The 9,260-nt window shown below is 26.0% G+C and carries 9 protein-coding genes; all 9 read left to right on the top strand.

The genetic code is table 11. The annotated features are described in order from the left end of the window. Window positions 1–295 precede the first annotated feature (295 nt). Window positions 296–448 (top strand): hypothetical protein, encoded by a 153-nt coding sequence (locus EI71_RS06310; protein WP_162849832.1) that lies wholly within the window; start codon window positions 296–298, stop codon window positions 446–448. Continuing rightward, window positions 445–1,167 (top strand): hypothetical protein, encoded by a 723-nt coding sequence (locus EI71_RS06305; RefSeq protein WP_119016409.1) that lies wholly within the window; start codon window positions 445–447, stop codon window positions 1,165–1,167. Before EI71_RS06310 ends, EI71_RS06305 begins: the two co-directional genes overlap by 4 nt. A 365-nt stretch (window positions 1,168–1,532) precedes the next feature. After that, window positions 1,533–2,876: an IS200/IS605 family accessory protein TnpB-related protein gene (locus tag EI71_RS06300; RefSeq protein ID WP_162849831.1), complete on the top strand. Its 1,344-nt coding sequence runs from the start codon at window positions 1,533–1,535 to the stop codon at window positions 2,874–2,876. Window positions 2,877–3,151: 275 nt separating this feature from the next. Further along, the gene (locus EI71_RS06295) at window positions 3,152–4,186 is read left to right on the top strand and encodes a hypothetical protein (protein ID WP_119016407.1); all 1,035 of its coding nucleotides are present in this window, start codon (window positions 3,152–3,154) and stop codon (window positions 4,184–4,186) included. A gap of 25 nt (window positions 4,187–4,211) precedes the next feature. Then, entirely contained in the window at window positions 4,212–5,243 is a 1,032-nt protein-coding gene (locus tag EI71_RS06290; RefSeq protein ID WP_119016406.1) for a hypothetical protein, read from the top strand. A 163-nt stretch (window positions 5,244–5,406) separates the two neighbouring features. Beyond that, window positions 5,407–5,733 (top strand): helix-turn-helix domain-containing protein, encoded by a 327-nt coding sequence (locus EI71_RS06285; RefSeq protein ID WP_162849830.1) that lies wholly within the window; start codon window positions 5,407–5,409, stop codon window positions 5,731–5,733. Continuing rightward, window positions 5,730–7,034: a type II toxin-antitoxin system HipA family toxin gene (locus EI71_RS06280; RefSeq protein WP_119016404.1), complete on the top strand. Its 1,305-nt coding sequence runs from the start codon at window positions 5,730–5,732 to the stop codon at window positions 7,032–7,034. The genes EI71_RS06285 and EI71_RS06280 overlap by 4 nt, the downstream gene beginning before the upstream one ends. A gap of 604 nt (window positions 7,035–7,638) precedes the next feature. Next, window positions 7,639–8,466, top strand: a complete 828-nt coding sequence (locus tag EI71_RS06275; protein ID WP_119016403.1) for a Cof-type HAD-IIB family hydrolase — start codon at window positions 7,639–7,641, stop codon at window positions 8,464–8,466. Window positions 8,467–8,567: 101 nt separating this feature from the next. Continuing rightward, window positions 8,568–9,086: a GNAT family N-acetyltransferase gene (locus EI71_RS06270; protein WP_119016402.1), complete on the top strand. Its 519-nt coding sequence runs from the start codon at window positions 8,568–8,570 to the stop codon at window positions 9,084–9,086. The last annotated feature ends 174 nt before the right edge of the window (window positions 9,087–9,260 follow it).

The raw sequence follows: 9,260 nt of genomic DNA, 5'->3' as shown, positions 1-9,260 counted from the left end.
CTTTTGTAATATCCTTTATATAATTAACAATTTCATCTTTTAAAATATCGTTTAAAGTGCTATAATTTTTCATGGAAAAAGTCCTCTGGTATTTAGTTATTTTTGCCAATTTAATTATACCATTTTTGAGGTCTTTTTTCACTTATATAAGACACAAAACCCAGGTATTTCTACCTGGATATTTTTTTATCATTTTTACCCTTTATTAAAAAATGGGGAAACACAAAGTAATAAAGAATATAAAGCATTACTAGCTGTAAGACAAAAGGATAGTGTAAAAGAGGATAAGGAGCATATGAAGCTCATTTGGTTTACAGGAGAATTAAATTCAATGGAAGAAGCTAAAGCCATTATGGAAGAAAACTATCCTTCCTGGTGCAAGAATTTTAATTTTACTGCAATACCACTAAATAGCCATAAGGAATTCTTAGAGGTTATTAAAAAATGAAAAATAGGCATATATTATATATTGCATTCATAATAGAAGCATTATTAATGCTTGGTATAATTCTTTTAATATCCTTAAGAATTAAAGATGGTCTATATGTAGATAGATCATATAATGATCCTATAGAAATAACATTCACAACACTTAAAATATCCTCTGTAGTTTTATATTTCATCTTTGGATTATATTTCTATATAAGAAATAATAAAAATAAAATAATAGCCAAAAATGGACTTATTATTATCTATTTTTTTACTATTATTATTGCAGATATATTCTTTTCTATATTAAAAATATCCTTAGGTGGTATTATTACATTTTTAATAGCTTATTCTTTAATAATGATATTTTTATATAAGCATTATATAGAAATAATTATAAGAGTAGTATTATTTGCAGTAGGAACTATTTTATTATTCATATTAAATAAATTTACATTCCAATCCTTTATAACTATAACTTTAGCAGAAGTATTAATAGTAAATATGGTTATTTCTTGGATTAGATATAGTAAAGATAAAAATATATCTAATCTATTCTTATCACTAGCAGTAACACTAGCATTTATCTCAGATACATTCATTGGAATAAGAAGTACTATAAAAGAGCCTAAAGTAATTAATGATATATCATCATTTATTATTTGGCCAACCTACATGATGGCAAATTTTATGTTATTATGCTTTATACATAATAAAAAGAATATAAATAGTAATTAATATATTTAAGCAACCCAGGGAGGGGTTGCTTTTTATTATGTCTAAAAATAAAAAAAATTTAATTTGGCCATCTTATATTCATTTTAATCCAAACTTGCGGTTTATTTTAATCCAAACTTGCGGTTGGTGAAAGAATATATTGATAAATTATTTGATACAATAGGGCCGCACACTCGTTAATTAATTTACGAGTTAGGCTCTTATTCGTTGTATTGGTTTTGAGAAAAAGAACCTAAAAAAGTTAAATAATACTACATAAATTTTCCTATTTTTCCCAAGCCGGATTTAGCCTATAATATGGTATAATAGTGGTGGAGAATTATTATGGTTTTTAAAGCTTAATCGCACTAAAAATGGAGGGTATTATGGCAGTTGTTAGCTACAATGTTGAAGTTATAAATAATACAAATAAATTAAGACATATAGTAGCTAATACATTATCTTTATATAATTCTGCATTAAATTATGTATGTGATGTAGTGCTCATGCATTATGATGAAATAAAAGAATTAAATAATTTAGAAAGAAGAATGTATTTAGAACATTTAATACATAACACAAAGAATAATATTGCAAAATATGATTTTGATTCAATGTATTATAAGCTTCCATGTTATTTATTAAGAGATATAGAATCAAAAGCTATTGGACATATTGTTTCATATAAATCTAATTTAGATAATTATAAAAAAGAAAGATATAATAAAATATCAAATGGGAAGAAATTTAAAAAAAGAGAACCAAGCTTATCTAAATGTAATATGCTACCATCATTTTATAAAGATAATATGTATAAAGTAATATCTGATAATAAAATAGCATTAAAGATATATGAAGATAATACTTGGAAATATGAAGAATTTAAATTAAAGAAAAATGATTTAAAATATATAAATAAAATAAATGGAAAAAGATATAATCCTGAAATAAAGATTATAGGAAAAAAGATATATATAAAATTCTCATTTGAAATTGAAGATGTAAAGCTTCAAGATAAAGAATTAAATAAAAGAATAATATGTGGAGTAGACTTAGGTGTAAATAATGATGCCACAATAAGTATAATGAATTATGAAGGCACTATTTTAGGAAGACATTTTATTAATACTAATAACAAAGACCTAATGAATCATTTACTTAATAAGAAAAGAAAAATACAAAGGAATAGTGGCAATTATAAATATTTAAGGAATCTACATATTAATAATAAAATAAATTCAATTAATGAAAATATAGTTAATCATACTGTAAATCAAATTATAAAAATATGCTTATCATATGGAGTAGATGTAATAGTATTTGAGAATTTAAGACATAAATTCAAAAGAGCAAAAAGATCTTTTAGAGCAAGATTACATCGTTGGAGAAAGATAGCAATATATAATAAAGCATATGAAATGGCACATAGAAATGGAATAAGAGTATCAACAGTTAATCCAAATGGGACAAGCAGATATGCATATGATGGATCTGGAGAGGTAGAAAGAGATAATGATAATTATTCTATATGCAAATTTGTAAGCGGAAAGATATATAATTGTGATTTAAGTGCATCATATAATATCGCAGCAAGATATTATATAAGAGAGACATTAAAACCCTTGGATGAAAGTTCAAGGTCAAAGCTAGAGACAAAAGCTTCTTTAGCTTTGAGTGGAACAAAATTAACATATAATACATTTAAAGTATTATTAAATGTTATTAACTAATAGTCTAATATGTTAGGTAGATATAATGTGTCTTCTAGACAGGATTTAGGCAACTTTATCAGCATTATATCTATGCCGCTAAAGTCTCTTTAGCGTTATTAGAAGTTAGAATCTTATGATTTTAATCATGAGAGGTTCAAGTGAGAAAACGTGCTTTAAGGAGTGTTAAATTATGGAAGAGAACTCTGTTATTATTTATATAAATTAATAATTGACAATTGAATACTTAGGTATTATTATAAATTTGCATTTAAAAATGCAAGAGGGAGAATATTATGAAAAAGAAATTTATTGGTTTATTTGGTATTGTAGTAACAGGTATCGCTTTAGCATCTTGCTCTAGTCAAGATAGTATTTTAAGTACATCTATGGATTTTGATTTGCCGTTAAGAGATACTTGGGATTCTAATGCGAAATTATTAACAGAAGAAGAAAAAGCACAAATTTATGAAAATTATAAATCCTATACAGTAGATTCAAATAAAGTAAAAGATTATATGGATAATTATTCTTCTATTGTAATGGTTGGTAAGAGACGTTTTACTACTAAAGAAGAGTCTTTAGAGTACTTGAGTAAATTCATTTTAGATTATAAGAATAATACTTATTGGTATTATGAGAAAGAAATTAAAACAGTAAATGAAGAGAAGAACATTAGTGAAATTGAAACAAAGCTTGTTTTAAAGGATAATAAATATATTGCAAAAACATGTCTTAATTTAAACAATTATAGATACTGGGAATGTAAAGAAGATGATTTTGGTTATACAAAGGAAAATACCTATAAGGTAAATGGTAAGGCGGAATTTTATACTACCCTTTCTAAAAGCTTCACTGAAGATATTCTACTTGCTAAAGTAACGAATTTAAATCAAAGCTTTTATTATTATTCCGAAGGAAATAGATTTATAAACTATGAAAGTGCAGATGTATATACCTTAAATAATTATACTTATTGTATTTCAAATGGAAATTCCAATATGGACATTCTAATTACTGATAATGAATATATATATGATTATACTAAATATGAAAACAGTGATTATAATTATGATACAAAGGAATACGATAAGAATACAAATGAGTATTTTAGTGAATATTATTTAGTGAAGGATAATCTATTAGATGATTCATTAAATCTATCTGATATCAAAGAATATGCATATGATTATACTGAGTATTATAAACAAAAAATGCTACCATTTCTAAATACAGCAACTAGCTCAACAGCTTTTATTTCAAGTGGTGTTGTAAATTCTATTCCAAGGGAAGTATATGAATCTAATTTTACAGTTACAAAAGTAGAATAATTTAAAAATATGAGGAGAGAGAAAAATGAAAAAGAAATTATTATTAACTTTAAGTGTAGCTTCAGTTGCTACAATTGCACTTGCATCCTGTGGTGATGCAAAATCAAATTTAAATACAAATAAGGATTTTACTATTACAGCACCAGAAGCAGATTCTGATGCAAAACTATTGAAGGCTGAAGAAAAACAGGAATACTTTGATAATATTTGTGTAGATCAAGCAACATCTGATGAAGAATTAAAGGATTATAAAGAAAATTATAATTCTTTAGTTATGTTATCACAGTATAATAATGTATTTACTTCAGATACAAATAATGGGGAATATTATGTATATTCTAAAACTGTTTATGATTATAATTCTAATATTGGTTGGCATTATGAAAAAGCAGTTATTAAATATAATGATGATAATGGAAAACCATTAAATTTTGTTAATGAAATAGAAACAAAATTTGTTTTGAAGGATAACTACTATATAGTAAAAACTGATTTTAAGCTAGATAGATTAATTGTACATAATTCTAATATAGATGCCGGTGATTGGTCTAGTTATGCTTTAGCAAATAAATGTGTATCAGGTTCTGCAAAGCTTTATACAAAGGTTAATCCACAGGAATCTAATGCATATCTAGATTCAAAAGAAAACCTATCTTCTTTTACTAGCTTAGTAAAAGATGGCTATCGGGTTAATAACTACCTAAATAGTTCATGTGAGGTCTATGTTAAAGATAATTATATATATGATATAGTTAATTCTGGAAGTTCAAAATATCAGTATAAGAGTATTCGAGTTAAAAAGCCATTATTTGCTGCATATTATTTGATTAGTGAATCAAAATCACAAAAGCGTGAACAATTCTATGAATTATATTTATCTAAAGATAGCATTTTAGATGATTCTATGTACTTAGATGGATATACAGAATATGAAGTAGAACAAGAATTTTCTTATGATGAGCCTCTTCCATTCTATTCAAACCATGAAGCTTTATTTGCTGATTCAGAGGTAAATGATCCTAATAATATATATGATAAATATTTTACAGTTGAATAAGCTATATTCAAATACTAAGGCGATTCCATCGCCTTTTTATTTTATCCCGTATTTTCCATATAAAATGTAAAATATTGCATATTATAGTTATAGTATTTACATTATAAGCAAGATATTGCATATTATATTAAAATGATGTAAAATATATACGAAGGTGATAGCTATGAGAATAGATGGTTTATATAATATGGATCTAGTTTTACAAGAAATCGGAAAAAGAATAAGAGAATATAGAATAGGACTTTCCATTACACAAAATGAATTTGCAAAAAAGGTAGGAGTTTCATTAAGGACAATTAGTAATATTGAAAATGGCTCTGATAGTAGTTTTTCTAATATAATAAGAATTTTGGATGGACTAAATCTAATTACGAATCTTAATGTATTAATTCCTGAAAAGGAAAATATAATTCTTCGTGAGCCTATTGAGCGAAAAAGGTATAAAAAATCAAATAAAGAATCTGAATGGGTATGGGGGGAAGATAAATGATAAAAGCAATTGTTAAAATGTGGAATACAAAAATAGGTGAAGTAATAGAGCTAGATGATGGATATTGTAAATTTATTTATGATGAAAAATTTTTAAAATCCAATATTCAAATATCACCTATATTCATGCCATTATCTGAAAATGAATATATTTTTAGAGATTTATCATATAAAACTTTTTTGGGCTTGCCAGGTATGCTAGCAGATTCCCTTCCTGATAAATTTGGAACATCCATCTTAGCGGATTGGTTAGCTACCCAAGGTAAAACAATTGATGATTTTGGACCTGTTGAAAGATTATTATATATTGGACAAAGAGGATTAGGGGCACTTGAATATTATCCATCCTATATAAGTAAAGAAACAAGTACAAATATATATCTAGATAAAATTGTTGATTTGTGTAATGAAGTATTAAATTCTAAAAACCATCTTGGAACAAAAGAATTGGATTTAAGAAATTTAATAAAGGTTGGAACATCTGCAGGTGGCGCAAGAGCAAAGGCGATTGTTGCATATAATAGGAGTATAGATAAATTTAAATCTGGTCAAATAGATGCTGGAACCGGGTACGATTATTATATTATAAAGTTTGATGGAATTACTAAGAATAAGGATAAGGATAGAATAGATTCTATTTATTCAACTAGAATAGAATATGCATACTATTTAATGGCTATAAATGCTGGAATTAATATGTCTAATTCAGAACTATTAATTCGAGATAATAAGTATCATTTCATGACAAAAAGATTTGATAGATATATCGATGAAAACGGAAGTATGAAAAAAATCCATATGCAATCTCTTTGCGCAATTAATCATTTACCATTTGATAAAACAAGAATATTTGGATATGAACAAACTGTTCAAGTTATGAAGAAAATGAATATTGGCGCCCAAGACATTGAACAGTTTTTTAGGAGAATGGTGTTTAATGTAATGGCAAGAAATCAGGATGATCACGTTAAAAATATTTCATTTTTAATGAATAAAAATGGAAAATGGACACTTTCTCCTGCATATGATATTACCTATATGTATGATCCTTTAGGCAAATGGACAAATGAGCATCAAATGTTAGTTAATGGTAAAAGCTCTAATATCACTTTAGAGGATATTATTTCTGCAGGTAAAAATATGAATATTAGTGAGCTAAAAATAAAAAGAATAATTGAAGAGGTAAGAAGTGCAGTAAAACAGTTTGAAAAGTATGCTTATGAAGCATTTTTACCGAAGGATATCATTGAAGAAATAGAAAATAACTTTGTATTACTAAATGAAAATAAATCTACAAAATAGAATTTTGAAAACATTAGTTTTATCATACATTTTCGTAAATTTACGAAAATATTTCTGATTGATAGTTAGGTATCTCTCAATATGTAACAAATTTTATGAACATGTATATGTATTCCATAATTTGTCAAACAGTAATTTAGTTATTATCTATTAATTCTATTAATATTAAATAGTTATATTTAGTTGTTAAGTGTCTATTTTATATTAAATTTTCGAACATATGTCTAAAATAATAGTGTTTTTTAATAAAAAAATTCGAATTTGAAAAAGTGTTTCAATCATATTGAAATGTGTTTATATAAAGCGTATATTAATTCTAGGTGGCCTAGCTGCTCTAGGGTCATCTCAAATCCTATAAGGCTTATGCCTTAACCAAAAGAAGAAACTATTGATACTACATGTTAGTATTCCATAGCTTTTTCCATCCTTTCTATATAAAGCCTAGGAAGCCCCCTAGGCTTTTTAATTCATATAAATTCTATTTATAGAATGTATTATGCTTATAAATTTCATTTATATAGTAAAAATGTTATATTATATATAACTTTCTTTTTTAGATTACTTTTGTTATACTTATAAGGAAACAAAACAAGGGGCTGATTTTATGAGTAAATATTTAGTATTATCGGATTTAGATGATACCTTATTAACATGGGATAAAAAAATAACAGAAGAGACAAAAGTATTCTTAAATGAATTTACAAATAAGGGAAATGTATTTGCGATTTGTACAGGGCGCCCCTATACAGGCGCATTAGCTATTTTTAAAGATTTAGGATTAAATATGCCTATGGTTACAGATAACGGCTGTGCGATTTATAATCTAGATGGTAAAGATAAATTCTTTGAAATACCACTAAATATTTTTAAATCCTTTTTAGAAGAAACTAGGGGTATGGATGCATATATGTATATGACTACAGGTACAAAAAGAGTGTATGCGCATAATTTAAATTTAGTTCCTAATTGGATTGTTCATAATGAGTATAATGATTTAACTATTGTTGATGGAAATCCTTGTGAGGTTGTAATGGATGCACCATTAATTTGTAATTTATGGGTAAAAGCGGAATGCTTTAATGAATTTGAAAAAATTATTAATAAATATCAAGAACATATCTTTTATAGAAATTGGGGTAAGTATTTCCAGGATGATTTAAATATAGATGTTTATTCTATTGAAATTCATTCTAAAAAAGCATCTAAAGGCAATGCCTTAAGATATTTAAAGGAATATTATAAAATTGATAACGATAAAACTTTAGCCTTTGGAGATCAATTAAATGATATTTCTATGATAGAAGAAGCTCATTATGGGGTTGCAATGATCAATGCTGTAGGTGAGCTTAAAAGCGTAACAGAATACATGACAGATTATGATTTTAATAATAATGGAGTAATTGAATTCATAAAAAAGCATAATTTATATTAAATCATAATAAAATATACGAAATTTTTAAAAATAATACTTTAATTTTTCGGAAAATTTTAGTAAAATATATAATGCAAACGTTTTTATAAGGCGGTGGAGTTATGATTAAACATATTAAGCTTAACCAAGATAATTTAGCTTTTGCTATCGAAGTTCAAAGGGAAATTTTCCCATATGATGATGCTACTAAAAAGTATACAGAAATGGTTAATGGGGAAAATGATAATAACTATTTTTTAGTATATAATGGGGATGAATGTATCGGTGTATCTGGACTAGCTCATTATGGAGCAGATGTTGAAGATGGCTTCTTAGGTTGGTTTGGTATATTACCTAAATATAGAAGATTAGGATTAGGTTCTGAAGCATTAAGATTATTAGATGAAACAGCTAGAGACTTAGGCTATAGAAGAATGAGAGTAATCTTCAATACAGAAACAGGCTTCCCTGGCGCTAAAACATTCTTAAAAGTAAATGGCTATACAGCTGAATCCTACCAATGCCCTAGAGACAGAGTTTCATTATCTGGTAATTATGCTATATTATCTAGATCTTTATATAATGAACCATGTGAACCATGGAATAATAGAAATTTACATTTAACTGAAGAAGAAAAATAATAAATGGTCAAATTGACCATTTTTTTTTATAAACATATATACATTAAGAAACAAAAACTATGATATTATATAAATTTAAACATTTTATTGACTATTGTTCTTTTATTTATTATAATTACACCGTTGTTGCATTATTGGGAGTCAATGCAGTTTAGGTGGCACAACTACATTTTT

It is taken from the genome of Anaeroplasma bactoclasticum, assembly GCF_003550015.1.
GTDB classification, from domain to species: Bacteria; Bacillota_I; Bacilli_A; order Acholeplasmatales; family Anaeroplasmataceae; genus Anaeroplasma; species Anaeroplasma bactoclasticum.
Note: the sequence above shows the minus strand (reverse complement) of the source record. Positions and strands in the feature narration are given on the sequence as shown.